General features: G+C 71.8%; 24 protein-coding genes. 6 read left to right on the top strand and 18 right to left on the bottom strand.

What is annotated here, in order from left to right:
- Positions 1-21: 21 nt before the first annotated feature.
- Positions 22-1,290 carry an NAD(P)/FAD-dependent oxidoreductase gene (locus OO014_RS13870; RefSeq protein WP_272462913.1) on the bottom strand — a complete coding sequence of 423 codons (1,269 nt, stop codon included), beginning with the start codon at positions 1,288-1,290 and terminating at the stop codon, positions 22-24.
- 92 nt (positions 1,291-1,382) lie between these two features.
- Between OO014_RS13870 and OO014_RS13865 the strand changes: the two genes are divergently transcribed.
- Both OO014_RS13865 and OO014_RS13860 read left to right on the top strand, forming a co-directional pair.
- A complete protein-coding gene (locus OO014_RS13865; protein WP_272462912.1) occupies positions 1,383-2,948 on the top strand; it encodes a PucR family transcriptional regulator in 1,566 nt (521 codons plus the stop codon).
- A gap of 20 nt (positions 2,949-2,968) precedes the next feature.
- On the top strand, positions 2,969-3,457 hold the full coding sequence (locus OO014_RS13860; RefSeq protein WP_420485518.1) for a GNAT family N-acetyltransferase: 489 nt from the start codon (positions 2,969-2,971) through the stop codon (positions 3,455-3,457).
- A gap of 35 nt (positions 3,458-3,492) precedes the next feature.
- On the opposite strand, the gene OO014_RS13855 is transcribed toward OO014_RS13860, so the two are convergent.
- Together OO014_RS13855 and OO014_RS13850 are read right to left on the bottom strand one after the other, a co-directional pair.
- Complete coding sequence (locus tag OO014_RS13855; RefSeq protein WP_272462911.1) at positions 3,493-3,933, bottom strand: VOC family protein; 441 nt, start codon at positions 3,931-3,933, stop codon at positions 3,493-3,495.
- An 80-nt stretch (positions 3,934-4,013) separates the two neighbouring features.
- Positions 4,014-4,202, bottom strand: coding sequence for a BldC family transcriptional regulator (locus OO014_RS13850; protein WP_272462914.1), 189 nt, complete (start codon positions 4,200-4,202; stop codon positions 4,014-4,016).
- 349 nt (positions 4,203-4,551) lie between these two features.
- Between OO014_RS13850 and OO014_RS13845 the strand changes: the two genes are divergently transcribed.
- A complete protein-coding gene (locus OO014_RS13845; protein WP_272462910.1) occupies positions 4,552-4,746 on the top strand; it encodes a DUF3073 domain-containing protein in 195 nt (64 codons plus the stop codon).
- A gap of 75 nt (positions 4,747-4,821) precedes the next feature.
- On the opposite strand, the gene purM is transcribed toward OO014_RS13845, so the two are convergent.
- Entirely contained in the window at positions 4,822-5,949 is a 1,128-nt protein-coding gene (purM, locus tag OO014_RS13840; RefSeq protein WP_272462909.1) for a phosphoribosylformylglycinamidine cyclo-ligase, read from the bottom strand.
- Positions 5,950-6,369: 420 nt separating this feature from the next.
- Here purM and OO014_RS13835 point away from each other — a divergent pair, with 420 nt between their 5' ends.
- Positions 6,370-7,176 (top strand): hypothetical protein, encoded by an 807-nt coding sequence (locus OO014_RS13835; RefSeq protein ID WP_272462908.1) that lies wholly within the window; start codon positions 6,370-6,372, stop codon positions 7,174-7,176.
- Between the two features lie 129 nt (positions 7,177-7,305).
- Here the strand turns inward: OO014_RS13835 and purF are convergent, their stop codons facing one another.
- From purF to OO014_RS13795, 8 genes are all read right to left on the bottom strand, one after another.
- Positions 7,306-8,874 (bottom strand): amidophosphoribosyltransferase, encoded by a 1,569-nt coding sequence (purF, locus tag OO014_RS13830; protein WP_272462907.1) that lies wholly within the window; start codon positions 8,872-8,874, stop codon positions 7,306-7,308.
- Positions 8,875-8,962: 88 nt separating this feature from the next.
- Positions 8,963-9,562, bottom strand: a complete 600-nt coding sequence (thpR, locus tag OO014_RS13825) for an RNA 2',3'-cyclic phosphodiesterase (RefSeq protein ID WP_272462906.1) — start codon at positions 9,560-9,562, stop codon at positions 8,963-8,965.
- Between the two features lie 16 nt (positions 9,563-9,578).
- Positions 9,579-9,821, bottom strand: coding sequence for a hypothetical protein (locus OO014_RS13820; protein WP_272462905.1), 243 nt, complete (start codon positions 9,819-9,821; stop codon positions 9,579-9,581).
- 123 nt (positions 9,822-9,944) lie between these two features.
- The gene (locus OO014_RS13815; protein WP_272462904.1) at positions 9,945-10,754 is read right to left on the bottom strand and encodes an ABC transporter permease; all 810 of its coding nucleotides are present in this window, start codon (positions 10,752-10,754) and stop codon (positions 9,945-9,947) included.
- Position 10,755: 1 nt separating this feature from the next.
- A complete protein-coding gene (locus OO014_RS13810; RefSeq protein ID WP_272462903.1) occupies positions 10,756-11,619 on the bottom strand; it encodes an ABC transporter permease in 864 nt (287 codons plus the stop codon).
- Positions 11,612-12,553 (bottom strand): ABC transporter ATP-binding protein, encoded by a 942-nt coding sequence (locus OO014_RS13805; protein ID WP_272462902.1) that lies wholly within the window; start codon positions 12,551-12,553, stop codon positions 11,612-11,614. Before OO014_RS13805 ends, OO014_RS13810 begins: the two co-directional genes overlap by 8 nt.
- Before the next feature lie 69 nt (positions 12,554-12,622).
- A complete protein-coding gene (locus OO014_RS13800) occupies positions 12,623-13,000 on the bottom strand; it encodes a sterol carrier family protein (protein WP_272462901.1) in 378 nt (125 codons plus the stop codon).
- Positions 13,000-13,866, bottom strand: a complete 867-nt coding sequence (locus OO014_RS13795; RefSeq protein ID WP_272462900.1) for an LLM class flavin-dependent oxidoreductase — start codon at positions 13,864-13,866, stop codon at positions 13,000-13,002. Before OO014_RS13795 ends, OO014_RS13800 begins: the two co-directional genes overlap by 1 nt.
- Positions 13,867-13,888: 22 nt before the next feature.
- Here OO014_RS13795 and OO014_RS13790 point away from each other — a divergent pair, with 22 nt between their 5' ends.
- On the top strand, positions 13,889-14,710 hold the full coding sequence (locus tag OO014_RS13790; RefSeq protein ID WP_272462899.1) for a spermidine synthase: 822 nt from the start codon (positions 13,889-13,891) through the stop codon (positions 14,708-14,710).
- A gap of 97 nt (positions 14,711-14,807) precedes the next feature.
- Here the strand turns inward: OO014_RS13790 and OO014_RS13785 are convergent, their stop codons facing one another.
- From OO014_RS13785 to OO014_RS13765, 5 genes are all read right to left on the bottom strand, one after another.
- Positions 14,808-16,871: a vWA domain-containing protein gene (locus tag OO014_RS13785; RefSeq protein WP_272462898.1), complete on the bottom strand. Its 2,064-nt coding sequence runs from the start codon at positions 16,869-16,871 to the stop codon at positions 14,808-14,810.
- 19 nt (positions 16,872-16,890) lie between these two features.
- Positions 16,891-18,279 carry a magnesium chelatase gene (locus OO014_RS13780; protein ID WP_272462897.1) on the bottom strand — a complete coding sequence of 463 codons (1,389 nt, stop codon included), beginning with the start codon at positions 18,277-18,279 and terminating at the stop codon, positions 16,891-16,893.
- A gap of 131 nt (positions 18,280-18,410) precedes the next feature.
- Positions 18,411-18,749, bottom strand: a complete 339-nt coding sequence (locus OO014_RS13775) for an AzlD domain-containing protein (RefSeq protein ID WP_272462896.1) — start codon at positions 18,747-18,749, stop codon at positions 18,411-18,413.
- The gene (locus OO014_RS13770; RefSeq protein WP_272462895.1) at positions 18,746-19,486 is read right to left on the bottom strand and encodes an AzlC family ABC transporter permease; all 741 of its coding nucleotides are present in this window, start codon (positions 19,484-19,486) and stop codon (positions 18,746-18,748) included. Before OO014_RS13770 ends, OO014_RS13775 begins: the two co-directional genes overlap by 4 nt.
- Positions 19,487-19,580: 94 nt before the next feature.
- The gene (locus OO014_RS13765; RefSeq protein ID WP_272462894.1) at positions 19,581-20,204 is read right to left on the bottom strand and encodes a carboxymuconolactone decarboxylase family protein; all 624 of its coding nucleotides are present in this window, start codon (positions 20,202-20,204) and stop codon (positions 19,581-19,583) included.
- A 119-nt stretch (positions 20,205-20,323) separates the two neighbouring features.
- Here OO014_RS13765 and OO014_RS13760 point away from each other — a divergent pair, with 119 nt between their 5' ends.
- Positions 20,324-20,707, top strand: coding sequence for a hypothetical protein (locus OO014_RS13760; RefSeq protein WP_272462893.1), 384 nt, complete (start codon positions 20,324-20,326; stop codon positions 20,705-20,707).
- Positions 20,708-20,803: 96 nt separating this feature from the next.
- Here the strand turns inward: OO014_RS13760 and OO014_RS13755 are convergent.
- The coding region (locus tag OO014_RS13755; RefSeq protein WP_272462892.1) for a phosphoribosylformylglycinamidine synthase subunit PurQ at positions 20,804-21,607 on the bottom strand (804 nt) is incomplete at its 5' end.

Here is a 21,607-nt window from a genome sequence, read left to right as displayed (position 1 = left end):
GCAGGGCCGCCGGCCGCGCGGTCAGCGCAGCGGGTCGAAGGGGCGCAGCTCGGCCGGTACCTTGCCGGTCACCAGCTGCTCCGCCAACAGACGCCCGGTCACGGGGCCGAGCGTGATGCCCCACATGCCGTGCCCCCCGGCGACGAAGACGCGCGGGGAGCGCGTCGCGCCGATGAGCGGCAGCCCGTCCACGGTGCACGGCCGCGAGCCGACCCACTCGTCCTGACGGTGGTCGAGGTCGGCGCCGCGCAGGAGCGGACGCGCCGCCTCGACGATGGCCGAGATGCGCCGGCGGTCGAGGGCGGCTTCTGGTTTGCGGAACTCCATCATCCCCGCCACCCGCAGGCGGTCGCCGACGGGCGTGCACGCGACCCGCGCGGCGGGGAAGTAGACGGGACCGTTCGGCAGGTCCTCGACCTCGACGGAGAAGGAGTAGCCGCGACCGGCCTGGACGACGCGCTTGACGCCGAAGTCGCGGGCGAGGGCGCCGAGCCACGCGCCGGTGGCGACCACGACCTGGTCGAAGTGCTCGGCGGCGCCGGTCGACGTCTCGACGAGGACGCCCTTACCCGTGTCGCGCAGCCCGGTGACGGCCCCACCGGTGAGGATCTTGCCGCCGCGGGCGATGACCGAGTCGGCGAGCGCGTTGACGTAGGCGCCGGGGTTGATGAACCGCTGGCCGTGCAGCACGATCGCTGCGCCGATGGCGTCCGAGAGCGCCGGCTCGATGGACCGCGCCTCGTCGCCGCTCAGCACGTCGAAGGTGATGTCGCCACCCTGCGCGTGGATGTGCTCGATCTCCTCGAGCAGCGTCGTGCGCTCCTCGGCCGTGCGGTAGGCGGCCGTGAAGGACTTCGCCTCGTAGGTCTCGGCGTCGACGCCACCGTCGCGGAGCAGGTCGAAGCTCGCGAGCGACAGGTCGTTGATCGGCACGAGCGAGCCCATCGCCTTCTTCCACGCCGTCATCGTCGAGTGGCGGGTGAAGCCGGTGACGAACTTGAGGAAGTTCGCGTTGGCGCTCGGCGGGACGTAGACGGGCGAGCTCGGGCTGAGCACGGCGCGCAGGCCGTACTTGAGCACGGCCGGCTCGGGCAGCGGGGTCGCGATGCCCGGCGTCAGCCAGCCGGCGTTGCCCCAGGACGCGCCGGCAGCGACGCCGTCGCGGTCGATGACCGTGACCTCGACGCCGCGGTCCTGGAGGAACCACGCGGTGGCGAGGCCGACCATGCCGGCGCCGACGACGGCGACGCGCTCGGGCACGGGGAGACCAGAAGGAGTGATCGAAGCCATACGTTCAATGGTTCGGGATGCCGGGCCGGGCTCCGTCGTGCTCCACTGCCAAACGTGAGCTCTCTCCTTGGTCTGCCAGCACAATAGAGGGTATGCCGCTGAGCCCGCTCCCAGCCCCACGCGGGCTTCCCCTGGCTGACGTCGTCGGCGCCCTCGGCGGGGGCCTCCTCCGCGTCGCGGTCGCCTCTCCCGGCCCGGAGGTCGACGACGTCACCCTCGCCGAGCCGACCTCGGGGGTCTACGGACAGGCGGGAGACCTCCTCCTGGGTGTGGCGATCGAGACCTCGGAGGCCGCGGTGAGCTTGCTCGAAGGGGGCGCGGCCGCAGGGAGCGGGGGCGTGGTCCTGCGGCGGAGCGTCGCTCGACAGCGCGAGGTGCGTGGCGCGGCGCGCCGCCTCGGAGTCCCGCTCGTCGAGCTGGCCGACCACGCGTCGTGGGCGCACGTGGTCTGGCTGCTCCGCGGCGTGCTCGACCGGGCCGCGACCGGAGCCGCGGTGCGCAGCGACGGCCCGGTCCACGACGACCTCTTCGCCCTCGCCGACGCCTGCGCTGCCCTCGTCGAGGCGCCGGTCACCATCGAGGACACCCAGTCGCGGGTCCTCGCCTACTCGTCGAGGCAGGATGTCCTCGACCCGGTCCGGCTGTCGACGATCGTCGGGCGCAAGGTCCCGGACGCGGTGCTCGCCAGCCTGCGGGGTCGCGGAGTCTTCCGCCGGCTGGCCAGGTCGAGCGACCCGTTCTTCGTGCCCGCCGACGGCGACCTCCGGCCACGTCTCGTCATCCCGGTGCGTGCCGCCAACGAGTGGCTCGGCTCGATCTGGGCGCTTGTCGACGAGCAGCCCCGGACGGAGACCATCCGGTCGTTGACCCAGACGGCCTCAGTCGTGGCCCTGCACCTGCTGCGACTGAGGTCCCAGACCGACCTCGCGCGTCGGGTCGCGGCCGACCGCCTGCGCACCCTCCTGTCCGGGCAGGTCCACGACGCGGAGGCCTGGCTGCCGGCGGCCCCGTGGCGGGTCGTCGTCCTCGCGGGCGACCCGACTCTCGACCCCGAGACGCGGCTCGACACCTGGGAGTCCGCCTGCCGCCGGCACGGCTGGCGCCAGCCGCTGCTCGCCCTGCTCGACGACGAAGTGCTCGGCCTCGTGCGGCACGACCCGGGGGACGACACACCCGGGTCCTGGCCGTGGCTCGGCGAGGTGGCCCGCGACCTGCTGGAGACCCGGCCCCACGTCCGCCTCTCCGCCGGGAGCCCGGTGCGCCGGCTGCCCCAGCTGGCCCGCTCCCGCCACGAGGCCCTCGAGCTGCATCGCCTCGCCCTGGCCGGTCGGATCGATCCGGTCATCGCGACCGCGGAAGACGCCTGGGCCGAGGTGACGTGCGAAAGGGCAGTCAGCGGCATACGGGCTGTGCTCTCTCACAGTCCGATAGCCGACTTGCACGCGCACGACACCGAGCACGGGACCGCCTACGCCGCCACCTTGGCGGCCTGGCTCGACCACCCCGGGAACCCGCGCGCGGCAGCGACGCGCGTCCACGTGCACCCCAACACGCTCCGCTACCGGATGAGCCACCTCGCCGACGTCGTCGACCTGGACCTCGACGACCCCGCCACCCGGTTGGCGGCGCGCCTCGAGCTGCGCGCCCTCGGGTGGTAGCCGGCGGCTACCGTGGGGTGGTGCACATCGAGCCGATGACCTCCGCTCACGCGGACGCCGTGCTCGAGATCTATGCCGTCGGCATCGCCGAGGGCAACGCCACCTTCGAGTCGTCGGCGCCCACGTGGGAGCAGTTCGACGCGGGCCGACTGGCCCAGCACCGGTTCGTCGCCCTGGACGACGCTGGGGTGGTGCTCGGCTGGGTCGCGGCCTCTGCGGTCTCGTCGCGCCCCGCCTATGCAGGAGTCGTCGAGCACTCGGTCTATGTCGACCCCGCGGCGCGCGGCACGGGGGTCGCCCGGGCGCTGCTCGACGCCCTCATCACGTCGACCGAGGCCGCGGGGATCTGGACCATCCAGTCCGGCGTCTTCCCCGAGAATCGGGCGAGCCTGGCCCTGCATCGTCGCGCTGGCTTCCGTGAGGTCGGGGTGCGAGAACGGATCGGCCGAAGCGACGGCCGGTGGCGGGACGTCGTGCTCCTTGAGCGTCGCTCGCCGGTGGTGGACTGAGGCGATCGGGCCGGCTCGTCACGAGCACGGTGGGGTCAGGCGTCGCCCAGGTGGATCGTGCCGTCCGGATCGACCCGGAAGCCGGGGTTCCAGACGAAGTCCCACCGGAAGCCGTCCGGGTCGGCGACGCAGGCACTCACGCCGCCCCACTCCCGCTCAGCCGGCTCGGTGACGGACGTGGCCCCCGCAGCCAGCCCAGCGGCATACAGCTCCCGGACGCGCTCCGGGTCGTCGACGTTGTGACCGAGCGACAGGGGCGGCGCGGAGGGTCCGTGCGCGACGTCGCCGTACTCGGACGGCATCTGCTCGACGTCCCACAGCGCCAGCACCAGACCGGGCGCGACCTGGACGAACGCGATCTCGCCCGGGATCTCGAGGACCTGCCGGAAACCGAGGCCGTCGACATAGAACCGTCGGGATCGCTCGACGTCACGGACTCCGAGCGTGATCGCAGTGATGTTGGGCGCGGAGGACATGCAGCAAGGCTAGGACGACGCGCCGACAGCCCCACCCGACTGCACTGGCCCGCCCCACCCCTGGGCGCCTCCGCAAAGGGTCAGTGACCGTCGAGCAGACCCCGCACCTCGGACTCCCGATACCGGCGATGGCCCCCCAGGGTCCGGATCGAGGTCAGCTTGCCGGCCTTGGCCCAGCGTGTCACCGTCTTCGGGTCGACTCTGAAGAGGGCGGCCACTTCGGCCGGCGTCAACAGCTTCTCCGTCTCGTGTCGATCCTGTGTCGTCATGGTCATTTCCCCACCACCCTGTCGCTCGAGCGGCGACACCGCATGGCCCTGAAGGGCTCATTGGAGTCAGGTTAGGCCGATCCACGGCCCGGCGGGAGCAGATTGTGCAAAACCCTATTCCCGCCCATTCCGCCCCTCGGCCTGCTCGGGACGGACCCCGGACGGAGCCCGGACGGACCCGGGACGCGGCCCGGCCGCGCGCGCCTGTGAAGCAGGATTTGCTCCGCTCATGTAGCGTTAGCACCACGAGTACACACACATTCCCGGGGCCGCTACGCGGACGACGGAGGGCTTGACTGTCCTTCGCCGAGCGATGCCGTCCCGGCACGACGCACGAGGGGGTCACGCCATGGGGCGCGGCCGAGCCAAAGCCAAGCAGACCAAGGTCGCACGGCAGCTCAAGTACTACACGCCAGACACGGACTTGAGCGCGCTCGAGCGAGAGCTGCACCGCGAGTCATCAAGTCCGACCCGTGACGACACGCCACGGGTCGACGACGATGACTACGACGAATACGGAAAGTGGGCCTCGGGCGAGCGCTGAGCTCCGCCCTCCCTTTCCGGCCACACCTCGTGTGTCGGGTGCTCATCGGCCCGATCCACGATGACGGCTGCCCGTTCAGGCCTTGGGGTGCTGCCCCACGACCTGGACGGCGCCGCCGTCGACCCCCTTCGCGCCGCGGGTCACCTCGGTGTCGTTCGCGATCGTGGCCCGCTCCTCGGCGGTGACCTCGCCCAGGCGCCATGCCCGGATGCCGCTGAGCTCGCTCAGCTCGATGGCGCGGTCCGCGTTGGCCTCGGGAAGCACCCCGACGAACCCGACACCCTGGTTCAGCGTGCGCTCGAGGTCTGCCTGTGGCACGCGGCCCAGGGACTGGATCGTCTGGAAGACGGCTGGCGGCGTCCACGTCGACCGGTCGACCCGCGCGAACATGCCCGTGGGCAGCACGCGTGCCAGGTTGGCCGCCAGCCCACCGCCCGTGACGTGGCTCAGAGCGTGCATCTCGACGCCCGCGTCGGCGATGAGTGAGAGCAGCGGCTTGGTGTAGAGCCGGGTCGGCTCGAGGAGCTCCTCGCCGAGCGGGCGGCCGAAGTCGTCGACGTGCCGGTCGAGCGCCCAACCGGCGGCCTCGACCACGCGGCGCACGAGGCTGTAGCCGTTGCTGTGCAGGCCGCTGCTCGCGAAGCCCACCACGACGTCGCCGTCCCGGACCCGCTGCGGGCCGAGCACGTGGGCGTACTCGACGACTCCAGTGGCGGCACCCGCCACGTCGTACTCGTCGGGCTCGAGCAGCCCGGGGTGCTCGGCCGTCTCGCCGCCGACCAGGGCAACGCCGGCCTCCTCGCACGCGCGGGCGATGCCGCCGACGATGGCGGCGATGCGCTCCGGCACGACCTTGCCCGTCGCGATGTAGTCCGTCATGAAGAGCGGCTCGGCCCCGCAGACGACGATGTCGTCCACGACCATGCCGACGAGGTCGAACCCGATGGTGTCGTGCTTGTCCAGGGCCTGCGCGATGGCGACCTTGGTGCCCACGCCGTCGGTGCTCGTGGCCAGGACGGGGCGAGTCATCCGGGCGATCGCGCTCGCGTCGAACATGCCGGCAAACCCGCCCAGACCACCGACGACCTCCGGCCTGGTGGCACGCCGGACTGACTCCTTCATCAGCTCGACGGCCCTGTCACCCGCCTCGACGTCGACGCCGGCGGAGGCATAGGTGATCGGGGTCTGCGGCTCGCTGGTCACAGCCCAACCCTACCGGCGTGCTGGACACCCACCCTCCAGCTTTCCACCCACCCACCCTCCAGCTTCCCACCCACCCACCCTCCCGACCCCCCTCCCAACGCCCCGGTCGAGGTATTCGTCGACCACCAGGAGTCGGTCATCACCTCGAACGGGTGCCACCGTGCGGGTTCTCCACATCCCCGGGGCGGGCGTCCCGTCGTCCACAGTGCGGCTACCGCCGCCTGCGCAGGGGTTGCAGTGGACCGCAGCGTTCCCTCCATGGATGTTGACCAGTGCGCCGAAAAAGACACCCCGCCGCCGACCACGCCTCGACGGGCCCGGTCCACGACACGGGGGGAGCTCGCTCGGGAGGCCGCGTCTGGCACGGGCTCGGTCCTTTCCCGATCCCTGCTCCGTGCCGCGGGCCTCACGTATGTGGACGTGCGCAGCGAAGTCGCGGCAGGGCGCTGGCGCACCCACGGTCTGCAGACGGTGGCGGTGCACTGCGGCGAGCTCACCGAGGAGGAGCATCGCTGGCGGGTGCTCTGGGAGACCGGCGAGGAGGTGGCCGCCGTCGACGGAGTCACTGCCCTCCACGCGGCCGGGCTGCGGAACTACACGGACGAGGCGATCCATGTCTCGGTCGTGCACCGGTGCGCAGTGAAGAAGGTGCCCGGCGCGAAGCTCCACAAGGTGATTCGACGAGTTCCCGACGAGCTCGTCGGCGCTGGCCTGCCGCGCACCAGACCCGCTGTCGCCGCACTCCGGGCCGCCTACTGGGCTGCGTCGGACCGACAGGCCGCGTTGATCCTCCTGATGACAGTGCAGCAGCGGCTGGCCACGCCGGAGCAGATCAAGGTCCGGTCCACGCAGCTCCGGGGCCACAAGCGACGCAGGTTCATCAAGGACGTCGTCGGCTACCTGGCCGACGGCGTGCAGTCGCTCGGCGAGCTGGACTTCACGAAGCTGTGCCGGGCTCGGGGCTTACCCGAGCCGACGCGCCAGGCCGTCGTCGAGGGGCCGCGTGGCCGGATGTACCTCGACGTGCGTTGGGAGGAGCACAGCCTCGTCGTGGAGATCGACGGGGTGCAGCACCGCGAGGGTCTGCAGGTCAGCGCCGACAACCTGAGCCGCAATGAGGTCACCCTGCAGGACGGCAAGGTGCTGCGTATCGACCTCATCGGGCTACGGCTCTACGAGGACGAGTTCATGGACCAGGTGGAACGTGCCCTCAACGCGGGCTCCTGACCGGGCCCCGCACCTTTCGCAACGCCCCGGTCGAGGTATTCGTCGCCCACCAGGAGTCGATCAATACCTCGAACGGAAGGGGTGGAGGTGGGAGCGGAGCTGGGGTGGGAGCGGGGGTCGGGAGTCAGGTCAGGGGTGCTGGAGCGCGCCGGATCCGCCGGTGTTGACGCCGATGGCGACACCCTCCACGTCCGTGTCGACCGACCGGTCGTGTCCGGTGCGGACCGTCAGCGGCAGCGTCTCGAGGACGTGCTTGCCGACCCGACCGTCCTCGGGCAGGTCGATCGGGTAGCGGCCGGTGAAGCACGCGGTGCACAGCTGGTCGACCGGCTGGCGGGTGGCCGCGACCATCCCCTCCTCGGAGATGTAGCCGAGCGAGTCTGCACCGATCGACGCCCGGATCTCCTCGACACCGAGACCGGTGGCGATGAGCTCGGCCCGCGTCGCGAAGTCGATCCCGTAGAAGCAGGGCCACTGGACCGGCGGCGACGAGATCCGCACGTGCACCTCGGCCGCCCCGGCCTCGCGCAGCATCCGGATCTGGGCCCGCTGGGTGTTGCCACGCACGATCGAGTCGTCGACGACGACAAGGCGCTTGCCGCGGATGGTGTGCTCCAGCGCGTTGAGCTTGAGCCGGATGCCGAGCTGGCGCAACGTCTGCGACGGCTGGATGAAGGTGCGGCCGACGTAGGCGTTCTTGACGAAGCCCTGGCCGAACGGGATGCCGGACTCCTGCGAGTAGCCCACGGCGGCGGGCACACCGGACTCGGGGACGCCGATGACGAGGTCAGCGTCCACCGGGTGCTCGCGGGCCAGCGCGCGGCCCATGTCGACCCGGGCCTCGTGCACGACACGGTCCCGGATCACGGCGTCGGGCCGCGCGAGGTAGACGTACTCGAAGACGCATCCCTTGGGCTGGGGGTCCGCGAAGCGGTGGGTCCGCAGGCCGTCCTCGTCGATGGCGATGAGCTCGCCCGGCTCGACCTCGCGGATGACCGAGGCGCCGATCGTCTGCAGTGCTGCCGTCTCCGAGGCCACGACCCACCCCCGCTCGAGGCGGCCGAGGGCGAGCGGCCGGACGCCCCACGGGTCGCGCGCCGCGTAGAGGGTGTGCTCGTCCATGAAGACGAAGCAGAAGGCGCCACGCAGCTTGGGGAACAGCTCCAGCGCTGCCTGCTCCGGGGTCTTGTCCGGGTCCGCGGCGAGCAGCGTCGTGACGAGAGCCGTGTCGGAGGTGTTGCCGCGAGCGAGCTCGCCGGTCACGCGCGCGCCACCGAAGTGCTCGTCGACCATCGCCTTGAGCTCGACCGTGTTGATGAGGTTGCCGTTGTGCCCCAGGGCGATGGTGCGCCCGGCGGAGCCACCGAGGGTCGGCTGGGCGTTCTCCCACGTCGAGCCGCCGGTCGTGGAGTAGCGGGTGTGGCCGATGGCGATGTGCCCGCGCAGGGAGGTGAGGGCCCCCTCGTCGAAGACCTGGGACACGAGGCCCATGTCCTTGTAGACGAGGATCTTCTCGCCGTCGCCGGTGGCGATGCCCGCGGACTCCTGGCCGCGGTGCTGCAGGGCGTAGAGCCCGAAGTACGTCAGCTTGGCGACGTCCTCTCCAGGGGCCCATACGCCGAAGACCCCGCAGGCGTCCTGCGGGCCCTTCTCGCCGTGAATGAGGTCATGGGTCAGTCGCCCGTCGCCGCGTGCCACTGCTCGATTCTCCCACAGGTTCGGAACCGACCCCTCCAGCCGCCGGTGCCTCGCTCGACGTTTCCCGCGCCCACAGGGAGTCGAGGGGCTACCGCGAACCGAAAGAGTCAGGTGGGTCAGAGCGCAGGGGCGCGGTGGCGACGACGTCGTAGCGGGGGCGGCGACCCCTGCCCTGCCCGAGGTGCGACTCGACGACGGCCACCTCGCTCGCCTGCCAGACCGGCCCTTCCAGGACCTCGAACGCCCGGATCCAGCGGGTCGCCTCGGTCGGGCGCCGGAAGCGGCCGAGCGTCACGTGGGGGTGGAAACGGGTGCCGTCCGGCGTGACGCCGGCGCCGTTGCAGGCGGTCCGGATGCTGCTGGCCAGCCGGCGGAGGTCACCGCGGACCTGCTCGACGTCCGCGAAGAGGACCCGCGCGGAATAGGCGTTCGGGAAGGCCCCCGCTCCCGCGACCCGCAGGAGCGGTGCGTGGTGCCGAGCTGCGGTCTCCGCGACCGCCCCGGTCAGGTCCTCGAGCCGCCAGTCCGGCACGTCGGCGAGGAAGGCAAGCGTGATGTGCCACTGGTGCCGATCGGTCCAGCGCAGGTCGGACCCGCCCTGCTCGTCGGCCAGCCGGCGCGGCTCGACGCGCTCGGCGAGGTCGTCGAGGACCTCGTCAGGAGGAACGAGCGCGACGAAGAGGCGCATCAGTCCGACCGAGGCGCTACTGCTGCCGCCCGGAGCGGTCGAGCAGGATGGCGAGGACACCAGCCAACCCCGCCCCGACGAACGCGCCGAGCGCCCCGAGGAAGAGGACGGCCGTGCTCATGGAGTACTGCACCGTCTGGCTGTAGCTCGGGCCACCGGGCTCGCGCAGGCCGAACCAGACGCCGACGACGAGGCCCAGCAGCGCCCCGGTGATCAGGAAGCGCTTGTGGTTCGGGATTCGGGCCGGCTCAGGACTCACCCCTCCAGCCTAAGCGACGATCCCCCCGCGCTGGATTCCCTTCTCGCGTCCGACGTCGACTGGCTGCTCGCCCTGCCGGCACCACGAGTCCTCAACTCCTCGCCAGACCGCAAGTGGGCGGAGTCAGCGCAGGAACAGGGCCCGCAGCCGAGACGCGGTGAACCAGACGCCAAGCACGGACATGACGACGAAGTAGAGCGCGTGCCCGGCGGTGGCCACGTCGAGATGTCCGACGGCGAGGTCGCGCATCAGCTCGACGCCGTGCCAGAGGGGCATCGCCTGGACGAACCACTGGATCGCGGTCGGGAAGACGTCGATGGGGAACAGCGTGGCCGAGAAGAGGAACATCGGCAGCATCACGACCTGGACGACGTCCATCTGCTGGAAGCTCTTGAGGTAGCTCGTCACCGCCATCCCGACGCTCGCGAAGCCGACCGCGATGAGCAGGGCTACCGGGATCATCAGCACCGCCCACGGGGACACCACCAGGCCCATGACGAGCATGACGACCATGAAGCCCACGGCGTAGAGGAAGCCGCGGAAGAGCGCCATGAAGATCTCGCCGAGCGCGACGTCCATCGGGCCGAGGGAGGTCTGGAGCATGGCCTGGTAGAGCCGCGCGAACCGCAGCTTGAAGAAGACGTTCCACGTCGAGTCGTAGATGGCTCCGTTCATCGCCGACGTGGCGAGCAGCGCAGGAGCGATGAACGCCGCATAGCTGATCGGCTGCCCGTCCGGACCGGTGACGTCGCCGACGAGGCCGCCGAGCCCGAGCCCCATGGCGAGCAGGTAGAAGACCGGCTCGAAGAACCCGGAGACCATGACGGCCCAGTTCTGGTGCCGGATCACCTTGAAGCCGCGCTCGATGACGGCCCGTGCGTTGCGCCCGTAGAGCGCGGCGAAGGGCTCCGCGCCTCGGGTCACCTCGGCCATCTCAGCTCCCCAACCGTCGGGCGTAGATGCGGCGGCCGACGAGGATCCCGCCGAGTGCCATGGCGGCGAGCACGACCACGTGGACCGCGGTGAGCCACAGCGGCTCGGCAGCACCGTAGGTGGCCTGCCGGGCGAGCTGCGTGCCGTGCCAGACGGGCGAGACCCACCCGATCCACTGCAGCGTCACCGGCATGACGGACAGCGGGAAGAAGGTCCCGGCGAAGAGGAACATCGGCATGATGATGAACCGCTGCACGAAGGCGAACTGGTAGCCCTCGTCCTCGAGGCTCGCGGCGAAGGCCTGCAGCGGCGCCCCGAACGCCGCTGCGGTGAGCACGGCCACGGGCACGGACAGCCAGGACCAGCCGCTCGGGGCAGCGTCGAAGAGGACGAGGAGGAGCCAGAAGATCCCGGCCTGCACGACGAAGCGGATCATCACGCCGAGCAGCTGGCCGACGGCGATCTGCTCCGGCGTCGCCGGCGTCGCGTGGGGTCCGTAGTAGAGCCGTTGCCACTTGAACCCCGCCATGACGGGGTAGGTGAGCTCGCCACCGACCGACATGACCACCGTGCTGACCAGCAGTGCCGGGCCGACGAAGACGAGGTAGGGCACCCCGTCGACCGACCCGGCGCCCCGGTCGACGAGCGTGCCGAGACCGAGGCCGAGGGCGGTGAGGTAGAGCAGCGGTGTGACGACCATGTAGAGCAGGATCGAGACGGCCCACGCCTTGGCCCCCAGCAGCCAGGCCTCGACGAAGAACCACCAGCCCCAGCGTCGCGCGCGTCGGGCCATCACCTCGGGGGGCGGCACCCGCCCGGACGCCGCGAGCCGCCCGAGGTCAGCGATCGTGCTTCCCTCAGTCAATGAGACTCCGTCCGGTCAGGCGCAGGAAGACGTCCTCGAGCGAGGACCTGCGCACGAGCGAGGTGACGGGGCTCAGGCCCCGAGTGGTCACGGCCTCGAGCGCCCCCTCGCCGTCGTCGGTGTAGATCAGGACGCGGTCGGGCAGGACCTCGATGCGGCTGCCGATGTCCTCGACCTGCGCCACGACCGCGGCGTTGCGGTCGGCCCCGAACCGCAGCTCGAGCACCTCACGGGTGGAGTGCTGCCGGATCAGCTGGCGCGGGGTGCCCTCGGCCATGATGCGTCCGCGGTCGATGACGACGAGCCGGTCGCAGAGCTGCTCGGCCTCGTCCATGAAGTGGGTCGTGACGACGAGCGTGACGCCGACCTCCTTGAGACGGAAGAGCCGGTCCCAGAGGACGTGGCGCGCCTGCGGGTCGAGGCCGGTGGTCGGCTCGTCGAGGAGGAGGACCTTGGGCTCGTTGACGAGCGAGCGGGCGATGGTCAGGCGGCGCTTCATCCCGCCGGAGAGCGACCCCACCTTGGCCTTGCCGCGGTCGGTCAGCTGGGCGAACTCGAGCAGCTCGTCGGCCTTGGCGCGCAGGTAGGAGTAGGGCAGGCCGAAGTAGCGGCCGTACATGATCAGGTTGTCGCGGACGGACAGCTCCTCGTCGAGGTTGTCCTGCTGCGGCACGACGCCGAGGTGGGCGCGCACCTCGGGCCCCCGCTCGGCCGGGTCGAGGCCCGCGACGAGCATCGAGCCGCCGGTCCGCTGCAGCGTGCCGCCGATCATCCGCATCGTGGTCGACTTGCCGGCGCCGTTGGGGCCCAGGAGCCCGAACGACTCCCCGCGGGCGATCTCGAAGTCGATGCCGTCGACCGCACGGTTGTCCCCGTAGACCTTCGTCAGGTCGCGGGCGACGATGACCGGCACATCCGGCTGCTCCGTGGTCACGTCACCGAGTCTGTCGGTCGCTGGCTGGCTCGTCACGCTCGACAGTCTGGCCAAGAGCCCTGACGCCGTTCAATCGGTTTGCGCGGCGAACAGCGGCAGCAGCCCGTCGAGGTGCGCCCGCTGGCCGCTGGCCCGCACCCGCCCGGACTGGACGGCCTCCGACCACCCCAGTTCGCCGGTCGCGAGGGCGAGCCAGGTCGCCGCGTCGGTCTCGATGACGTTGGGCGGCGTGCCGCGCCGGTGCACCGGGCCCTCGATGCACTGTGCCGCACCGTGCGGCGGGACGCGGACCTCGACCGTGCGTCCCGGCGCGACGGAGGCCAGCTCCTCCAGCGCGTAGCGGACTGCCGTGGCAGTGACGGCACGTTCCGCTGCGAAGCCGGCTGAGCGGCATACGGCCAAGGCTTCTCGCCCCTCGTCGAGGGGCACACGACGACGCGGCGGCATCAGCGCCACCTCGGGAAGACGTCGCTCACGACCGCGTCGAGCGTGGCCGGGCTCGCGCGGAAGGGCTCGTCGGCGCGGGGCCAGTGCGTGATGACGTCGGTGAAGCCGAGCTCGGCGACCCGCCCGACCGCGTCCTCGAACGCCGCCACGCTGGAGAGCGCGAACGTGGGTGCCGCATCGATGTTGAGATAACGAGGGACCGTATGCCGCTGACGTCCTCGCGCGTCCAGCGCTTCGTCGAGCACGTGGCTGTGTCTCGCGACGAGGGCCCACCACTCGGCGTCGGTCTCGGCCTGGCCGCCGTAGGTGAGCCACCCGTCGCCCCGCTCCGCAGCGAGGGCGATCGACCGCGGCCCGTTGGCGGCGATGACGAGGGGCAGCCCGGGGCGGACCGGAGCCGGTCGCGTCAGGACGTCACGGGCGCTGTAGAACCGCCCCTCCGCCGATACCCGCTCCTCGCTGAGCAGCCGGTCCAGGAGTGCGGTGAACTCGTGGAAGCGGTCGACCCGGTCACGCAGCGTCAGGTCCTCGCCGGCAATCCGCGCGTCGAGGTCACCGCCGGTGCCGATCCCGAGGATGAAGCGGCCGCCGGAGATGTCGTCGAGGGCGAGTGCCTCGCGGAAGAACTGGACGGGGTGATGGTTGTTGGGCGACGACACGAAGGTGCCGAGCTGCAGCCGACTCGTCACCGCGGCCGCTGCCGCGAGCGTCGGCACGGCCGCGAACCACGGCGAATCGGGCAGCCCGCCCCACGTGATGTGGTCGAAGGTCCAGGCGTGGTCGAAGCCCATCGTGTCGGCCTCGCGCCACAGGGGCTCGGCGACCTTCCACGAGTGCTCAGGCAGGATCGTCACGCCGAATCGCATCCCCCGACCGTAGCCTGTCGGAATGACAGGACTCGCCGCGCGGATCCGCCTGGAGCGCGACGAACGCGGCGGCGTCACCGTCCACGTCGACGGTGCCCCTCAGTCGCACGTCCAGCTCGACGACCCGACCGTGCTCGTCTTCGAGTACGTCCAGCACCTCGCGCTGGCCATCGACACGTGCGCGCCCACCCGAGCCCCCGAGCGCCTCGCCGTCACCCACGTCGGCGGCGCCGGACTCACCCTCCCCCGCTGGGTCGAGGCAACCCGCCCCGGCTCACCACAGATCGTCCTCGAGCCGGATGCGCACCTCACCGACCTGATCCGCCGCGAGCTGCCGCTCCCCCGGCGGCACCGCATCCGGGTCCGGGCCCAGGACGGGCTCACCGGGATCCGCGCGTTGGGCACCGACTCCGCCGACGTGGTCGTCACCGACGCCTACGCGAAGGGCCAGATCCCCGCGGAACTGAGCTCAGCGGCATACGTCCAGGAGGTCGCGAGGACGCTCAAGGCCGGCGGAACCGCCCTCTGGAACCTCGCCGACGAGCCCGGGATGCACTACGTCGCCAGGGTGCTCGCGACCATCCGCACCACGCTGCCCCACGTCGCGCTCATCGCGACGCACGAGGTGCTCAAGGGCAAGCGCTTCGGCAACAGCGTCGCCGTCGCGAGCAATCGGCCGCTCCCCGAGGACGGTCTGCGCCGCGAGGTCGCCCGCGCCAACCTCCCGACCGGCCTGCGCATCGGGCCGACCCTCGATCGGCTCATCGCCGGCGCCAAGCCCCTCGACGGCGCGGGCCTCCCCAGCCCGCCCGCCCCGGACTCGCGCGGCTGGCGCATCGTCTGAGACTTCGCCCCGCTGCGCATCCTGAGTCACCTGCGAGTCGCCTTGACTCTCTGTGCGTGTCAGTGGCGCGGCATGCCGCGCGTGGGGCACGCACCCCTCAGACCCAGCTGCCGCGCTCACCCCACCAGTCGCCGAACGCGCTCCGGTACGTGCCGCGACTGCCGAGGTAGCTGCCGATCACCGCGGCACCGAGGTCGTCCGTCTCAGGCGCGACGACCTGCCCGTCGACGCGCCGCGCCAGCTGGTCGATGAAGCGCGCCAACCCGGGGTCCTCGCCCAGGCGGAAGAACGTCGTCCGCGCACCGAGCCGTCCGGCGGCCTCGAGCTCGCGGATCGTGCAGGCAATCGTCAGCGGCGACGGCGGGTAGCTGAACCACGTCTCCCCGGACGACGTCAGGTGCGAGGTCGGCTCGCCGTCGGTGACGATGAGGAGGACCGGCTGGGCGTTCGGGTGCTTGCGGAAGTGGCGGTTGGCGAGCAGCAGCGCATGGTGCAGGTTGGTTCCCTTGTCCCACAGGGCATCCAGCGCGGTCAGCTCCTCGATGTCCATGACCTGCGCGGTCCGCCCGAAGCCGATCAGCTGGAGGTGGTCGCCGCGGAAGCGCGTGCGGATGAGGTGGTGCAGGGCGAGCGCCGTGCGCTTCATCGGCACCCAGCGCCCGTCCATCGCCATCGAGAACGACGTGTCGGCGAGCAGCGCCACGGCAGCGCGGGTGCGCGACTCCGTCTCAGCGACCTCCACGTCCCGAAGATCCAGCCGTATGCCGCTGGGCCGGCTCCCGCTGTCGGGTCTCCTCGCGCGGGTGGCCGGGTCGGCGGGGGCGGCGGGGGTTGTGGGGGTTGCGGGGGCGGCGGCGGTGCGCAGCACGGCGTTGGTGACGGTGCGGGTGACGTCCCACGGCTGGGTGTCGCCGAAGGCCCACTCCCGGCTGGCCCCGGACAGCTCCCCCGCCGCGCCGGCCTGACGCTGGTCGCGCTGGCCGGGGCGCGCGGACATCCGGTCGGCGACGTCGCGGAGCAGGGCCTTGCCGAGCTGGCGCATCGCCTTGGGCGACAGGGTCAGCTGACCGTCGGACGTGCGCCGCAGGTAGCCGCTCTGGCGCAGGGCCCGCTCCAGCTCGGCGAGGGTCCGCGCGTCGACGGCCGCCTCGGGGCCGAGCTGGCGGGCGAGCTGGTCGAGGTCGATGTCGTCGAGGCGGGCGCCCTCGTAGGACTGGGCGAGCGCCTCGGCGAGGCTGTCGAGGTCGGCGAGGTCCTGAAGGACACCGGTGCCATCGCCGAGGCCGAGGCCCTGCTCTCCGTCGAACCGCTCGCTGCCGCCCCAGTCCTCGCCGGGGCGCAGGGCCTGGAGGTTCGCGTCGAGGCGGCCGAGCTGGTCCATCAGCTGCGGCGACCCGAACGCCTGCTGTGACAGGGCAAGCAGCTCCTCGCGCTGCTCGGGCGTCATCGAGTTGAGCATCCGCTGGGCGGCGGCCGCGCGCTGCGCGAGGGAGTCGAGCAGCTCGTCGACGGTCTGCGGGTTCTCGGGGAAGAAGTCGCCGTGCTGGTCCATGAAGTCGCGGAAGAGCTCGTCGGTCGGCTCACCGTTGCGGTGCGCCTCGAGGAGCCGGTTGAGGTCGTCGAGCATCTCGTTGATCCGCTGCCGATCCTCGTCGGTGGCACCCTCGAGCGCCTGCTTCATCCCGGCGAAGCGCTGGTCGAGCAGCTCCCGGCCGAGGAGGTCCTTGATCTCCTCGTAGGCCTCGCGTGCGTCGGGCGACCGCCACGGGTAGTCGGAGAGCTCGCTGACGGCCGCTGCCGTGGAGGGTGGGAGATTGCCCAGGCGCATCTCCGCGAAGCGGGCGTCGTCGTCGAGGTCGCGGGCCAGCTGCCTGCGCTCGGCGAGGACGGCCCGGTCGAGCAGCTCCTTGACCTGCTGCATGGTGCCGTCGAGGTGGTGGCGTTGGAGCAGCTCGCGGCGGCGCTCGGCCACGCGGCGGGCCAGGTCGTCCAGGCCCTGCTGGCTGCGCCCGCCCCGACGGAGGAACTCGCGCATGGCCCGCTCGGGGGACCGCCCGGACATGACGTCCTCGCCGATCGCCTCGAGCGCCTCGGCGAGGTCGACGGGGGGCGCGAGCGGGTCCGGCCCGTCGACGTAGCGCCCGTAGCGCGTCCGGCTCATCCTGCACCCCTCCACCTGGTCATCCGTAGACCGTCTCCCCGCCGCTCGTCTCCTTGCTCACCTTGCGAGCCAGGTAGAGGCCCTCGAGGGCCAGCTCGATGGCGCTGGCCCGCTCGCCGTCGTTCGTCGCGCCGAGCCGGTCGCAGACGTCGTCGTAGAGCTCCGACTCGCCGAGCACCGGCAGCCCGGCGAGGAAGTCCCGGGCGGACACCTGCTCGCCGGTCGACACGAGGGCGCCGCCCTCGATCGCGTCGACGAGCAGGGCGAAGTCGAGGCCCCGGAAGTGCCGGGCGACGGTCTCTGCGACGGCGGTGCGGAGCAGGTGGGTGAGGATGTCGCGCTCGCGGCCCTCCTCGCCCGTCTCGAACTCGACCTTGCCGCCGAGGACGTCGACGGCTCCGTCGAGGTCGACGACGCGGGCGACGGCGTCGTCCTCGCCCTGCGTGGCCGCCCGGTGCCGGGCCGCCGCGGCGATCGTCTCGGCGGCGGCGATGGCGAACCGGGCGCTGACGCCGGACCGCTGGTCCACGGCGCTCGACTCGCGCAGGTGCCGCGCGAACCGGGCGAGGATCTCGACGAGCGCGTCCGGCACGTCGGCCTGGAGGCGCGACTCCTGCCGGATGACAGCGATCTCGTCCTCGATCGCGACGGGGTAGTGCGTCCGGATCTCGGCGCCGAACCGGTCCTTGAGCGGCGTGATGATCCGGCCGCGGTTCGTGTAGTCCTCCGGGTTGGCGCTCGCGACGACGAGGACGTCGAGCGGCAGGCGCAGGACGTAGCCGCGGATCTGGATGTCCCGCTCCTCCATGACGTTGAGCATGGCGACCTGGATCCGCTCCGCGAGGTCGGGCAGCTCGTTGATCGCGACGATGCCCCGGTGGCTGCGCGGGATGAGCCCGAAGTGGATCGTCTCGGGGTCGCCGAGGAGGCGACCCTCGGCGACCTTCATCGGGTCGACGTCGCCGACGAGGTCGGCCACGGACGTGTCGGGGGTGGCGAGCTTCTCGGAGTAGCGCTCGTCGCGGTGCCGCCAAGTCACGGGCAGGTCGTCGCCGAGCTCCTCCGCGCGGCGTCTGGACGCCGGGGTGATCGGCTCGTAAGGGTGCTCGCCGAGCTCGGCGCCCTCGATGACCGGCGTCCACTCGTCGAGCAGCCCGACGAGGGTCCGCAGCAGGCGCGTCTTGCCCTGGCCGCGTTCCCCGAGCAGGACGACGTCGTGCCCGGCGATGATCGCCCGCTCGAGCTGCGGGATGACGGTCTCGGCGAAGCCATGCAGCCCCGGCCACGGGTCCCGCCCCTCCCGCAGGGCGGCGAGGAGGTTGTCGCGCAGCTCCTGCTTGAGGTGCTTCTGCTCGTGGCCGGACGCTCGGAGCGCGCCGAGCGTGGTGATCGGAGGGGGTTGAGTCACGTCTTCACGCTAACCCGGCCCGTCAAGAGGGTCACCCGCATCGAGCCCGTATGCCGCTGAGCCGGCTCCTGCTGGGCCGCTGCCTCCCGGACCGGCCGGGTTTCCGTCGAGAGTGCGCCTCCTGCGGTGCTCTAGGGGCCGCCTGCGCCCAGCGCGATGACGAGCAGCGCGCCCCCGTAGGCGGTGATCCCGGCGAGGACCGTCACGAGCATCGACCGGCGCAGGAGTGCGGATGTGACTGCCGCACCGAGCGCCACGAGGACCGGGACGATCGGCAGCCCGGATGACGGCCGCAGGACCGTGACGGTGCCCAGGACGAGCAGGCCGGTGATGGCTCCCATCCCGGCGTGGCGCAACCCGGTCTGGGCCCGAGGCGAGAGTCGCACCCGGTCTCCGAGGAGGAGGGGGAGGACGCGCAGGCCATAGCTCGCCGCCCCTGCCGCGAGGACGGCGATCCAGACCGGCGTCACGAGTCCTCCTCACGGACACTGGACACCCCCGCAAAGGCGGCTGCAGCCATGGCGATGGGAGGAACGACAGCGGCCGGAGCGGATGCCGCGACCGCACCGAGCGAGGCGAGCGCGGCGGCAAGGACCGCCGCGGCGCCGCCTGGCAGACGCAGGTGGGGGACGACCACGGCGACGAGACAGAGGGGGACGACCATGGCCACCACCGGGGCGTCGACCTGCCCGAGTGCGAGACCAGCCGTCACGCAGAGGACCCAGCCCACCGTGAGCACGAGAGAGGCTCCCGCATAGTGCCAGCGGCGCCCGGACAAGGTGCCTGGCCGGTCGCCGCGCTGCAGGGCCACGACCCAGGTCGGCTCGACGACGAAGGCCGCCGCGAGCAGGCGCACCGGCAGCCGGGCCGAACCGAAGAGCGGCACCAGGGCGAGGCTGAAGACCACGAGCCGGGCGTTGACGAGCGCCGCGGCCCCTGCCGCAGCCCATGCCCCGACACCGCCGGCCAGCAGGTGGAGAAGGGTGAGCTGCGCGCTGCCGCCGTAGATGCTCAGGGTGCCGGTCCATGCCGCGATCAGGTCCGAACTGCCTGACACGGCGACGCCGACGATGAGCCCGAACGGCGCGTAGCCGACGACGAGAGGGGCCATCGCGACCGCGCCGGCGCAGGCCTCGCGCCATGCAGCTTCGTCGGGCTGCGGGACCAACTCCGGGGAGGTCGCGGTACGGGTCGTGGTGGGTTGCATGGAGCCAGCGTCGGCCTGATCGAGAGTCACTGCTCGGACGCGGCGTGGAGCGCTGGTGGAGGTTTCGTGGACAGGCAGCGCAGGACGTGACGAGTCAGCTGTCCGCCGCAGCCTCACTCGCGTCGTCAGGTGGGGCGGCCACTGGCCGACCGACGATCATGGCGTCGAGCACCTCCGGGGGGAACGTCGCGGCCGTCTGAGGGTCGAGCTCAGCGCCGAGCCCATCGAGGACGGTGGCGAAGAAGAGCCTTGCGGAGACGGCGAGGACGACGTCGGCGATCTCCGGGTCGGAGAGCCCGGCGTCGCGCAGCCGGGCCACGTCGGCCTCGGTGACTCCTGCGGCGTCGGTGGCCACGGTCGTGGCGAACTCGAAGATGGCGCGGTCCTGCTCGTCGAGCGCGCTGCCGTCCGGATGGGCGGCGATCGCGCGCACCGCGTCCTCGTCCCCACACACATCGCGCAGGAACGTCGCGTGCGCCGCGGTGCAGTAGGTGGACCGTCGCGCCCGAGCGGCGGCGATGGTGGCCAGCTCGTAGCGCCGGCGGTCCATGCCGCCGCGGATGGCGAGGTTCAGGCCGGCCCAGGCCTGGGCGACCTCGGGACGGTGCGAGAAGGCCGCCGCGTAGTTCGGCAGAAACCCCCACATCGCCCGCTGCGACTCGTAGTAGTCGGCGACCGGGCCGTGCGCCTCGGCCTCATCAACGCCCCTGATGTACATCTGCCGATTGTCAGGCCGTTCCGACGCGCGGACAACCGGTTCGGGGAGTACCTTCCCCGCAAGAGGTCCGCGTCCCACTCATGCGCCCGGCACCGACGCAGACCCGGACAGGGGATGCCGTGAACCAGCAACAGAGCGAGACGGTCCGGGTCACTGACCCGCAACGAGAGCCGGGCCTGACCGACGTCTTCGGTGACGTGCTGCGCAGGCCGTTGTCCGTCCGGGCGGCCATCGTCCTGCTCGGGGCGCTGCTCCTGGGCGTCGGCATCCTCCTGAGCCAGCATGCTGCCGCGCTCGAGCGGATCGAGCGCCAGGTCTCGTCAATCTCCTGGCCAGGTCCCTTCAACGAGCCCGACCCGGAGACCTGCTGGCTCGTGGGGGCGGGGGCCTATGCCCAGGGCAGCGGGCCTGAGCTGGTCGCCCAGCTGTCCTCGGCCCGGGTGCGGACCCGGTGCGTGGACCAGGCCCAGGCAGGCGCGATGGGCCGCCCCCTCATCCGCTGAGCCCACTGCACCACCCACCACCCCCTGGTTCGAGGTACGGAGCGACTCCCAGGAGTCGGTCCATACCTCGAACCGCTGGTGAGGCAGGAGTCGGCGTCAGTCGACCCAGACGCGGGCGTTGCGGAACATCCGCAGCCACGGGCTGTCGTCGGCGGCCGGGCCGGACGTCCACGACATCTGGAGGTTTCTGGCCACTCGCTCGGGGTGCGGCATCATCGCGGTGAACCGGCCGTCCGGCGTCGTCACGGCGGTCAGGCCATCGGGCGAGCCGTTGGGGTTGTGCGGGTAGGTCAGGGCCGGCGCCCCGTGGTGGTCGACGTAGCGGGCCACCCGGGGAACGACCCCGGCGTCACCCTGGACCGAGAAGTTGGCGAAGCCCTCACCGTGCGCCACGGCGATCGGGATCCGGCTCCCCGCCATCCCCGACGTGAAGATCGACGGCGAGTCGAGCACCTCGACCAGCGTCAACCGCGCCTCGTACTGCTCCGACCGGTTGCGGGTGAACCGGGGCCACGCCTCGGCCCCCGGGATCAGCTCGGACAGCGCCGCGAACATCTGGCAGCCGTTGCAGATGCCGAGCCCGAAGGTGTCGTCGCGGTGGAAGAAGGCGTGGAAGTCCTCGGTCAGCCGCTCGTTGAAGAGCACCGAACGGGCCCAGCCCTCACCGGCGCCGAGGGTGTCGCCGTAGGAGAAGCCGCCGCACGCGACGAGCCCGACGACGTCGGCGAGGTCGAACCGCCCGGTCTGCAGGTCGGTCATGTGCACGTCGTAGGTCTCGAAGCCGGCGCGGTCGAAGGCGAAGGCGGTCTCGACGTGGCTGTTGACGCCCTGCTCGCGCAGGATGGCGACCTTGGGGCGCGTGCCGAGCCCGAGGTACGGCGCGGCGATGTCCTCGGCGGG

The sequence above is a fragment of the Intrasporangium calvum genome, assembly GCF_028446585.1.
GTDB lineage: Bacteria > Actinomycetota > Actinomycetes > Actinomycetales > Dermatophilaceae > Intrasporangium > Intrasporangium calvum_A.
Note: the sequence above shows the minus strand (reverse complement) of the source record. Positions and strands in the feature narration are given on the sequence as shown.